Annotated in this window: 1 protein-coding gene; it reads left to right on the top strand. The window is 63.1% G+C overall.

Features of this window, described 5'->3' with window-relative positions; translation table 11 throughout:
- Positions 1-40 precede the first annotated feature (40 nt).
- Entirely contained in the window at positions 41-991 is a 951-nt protein-coding gene (locus E3O19_RS13050; protein WP_134568263.1) for an IS1595 family transposase, read from the top strand.
- The last annotated feature ends 19 nt before the right edge of the window (positions 992-1,010 follow it).

Raw genomic sequence — 1,010 nt, 5'->3', positions numbered from 1 at the left:
TCGACTAGTGCGTATCCGCTTAGCTCAGCTAGTGTGAAGTGTGTCCAAACCTGATTTTCCACGGTCGATTCTGGCCTTCCAGGAGTGGTTCGTGGATGAGCAGGCGTGCCTGGACTATCTCTATGAGAGTCGATGGCCGGAGGGGTTCACGTGCCCCCGTTGCGGTGGCCGCGACGCGTATCCGATCGCCACCCGACGGCTGTGGCAGTGCGTCCAATGCCGGTATCAGGTCTCGGTGACGGCCGGGACCGTGATGCACAAGACCCGGTTGTCGCTGCGGTTGTGGTTTTGGGCGGCGTACTTGGTGGCTACCGGCACGCCAGGAATGTCAGCGAGGCAGTTGCAACGCCAACTCGCGCTGACCCGCTACGACACTGCCTGGACAATGCTGCACAAGCTGCGCCGCGCAATGGTTGCCCCTGATCGGGGTTTGCTCTCGGGCGAGGTCGAAGTTGATGAGTTCGAGATCGGCGGTGTGGAGAAGGGCAGGAGCGGCGGGCGCAGCGCAATCGCGAAGGCCTCCACCGGGATCATCGCAGTGGAGGTGCGCGGCACCGGTTCAGGTCGCATACGGATCGAGCTGATCGACGACGCGACCGCGGCAACGTTGTCCGGATTCATCGAACGGACCGTCGAGGCGGGAGCGATCGTGCATACTGACGGGTGGCAAGGCTACGCGAAACTGACGAGTAAGGGCTACGTGCACCGCCGGCGCAGCCAGGCTAAGGCCAAGCGTGACGGCGACACCGACCCGGTCTTGCCGCGGGCTCACCGTGCGATCTCGAACTTCAAGTCTTGGCTCCGCGGCACACACCGCGGCGTGAGCGCCGAGCATCTTCAGGTCTACCTCGACGAGTTCATCTTCCGATACAACCGACGACGCACGCCGATGGCCGCTTTTCAAACCCTCCTTGGTCTCAGCAGCCACCATCCGCCGTCTACCAGGGCTGAGATCGTGGCCGAAGGCCCGGCAGCAGCCAAGCGAAGCTGAGCTAAGCGGATACGCACTA

The organism is Cryobacterium algoritolerans, from assembly GCF_004402785.1.
In the GTDB taxonomy this organism is placed as follows: Bacteria; Actinomycetota; Actinomycetes; order Actinomycetales; family Microbacteriaceae; genus Cryobacterium; species Cryobacterium algoritolerans.
The sequence above is the reverse complement of the archived record's forward strand: the minus strand, read 5'-3'. Positions and strand labels throughout refer to the sequence as shown.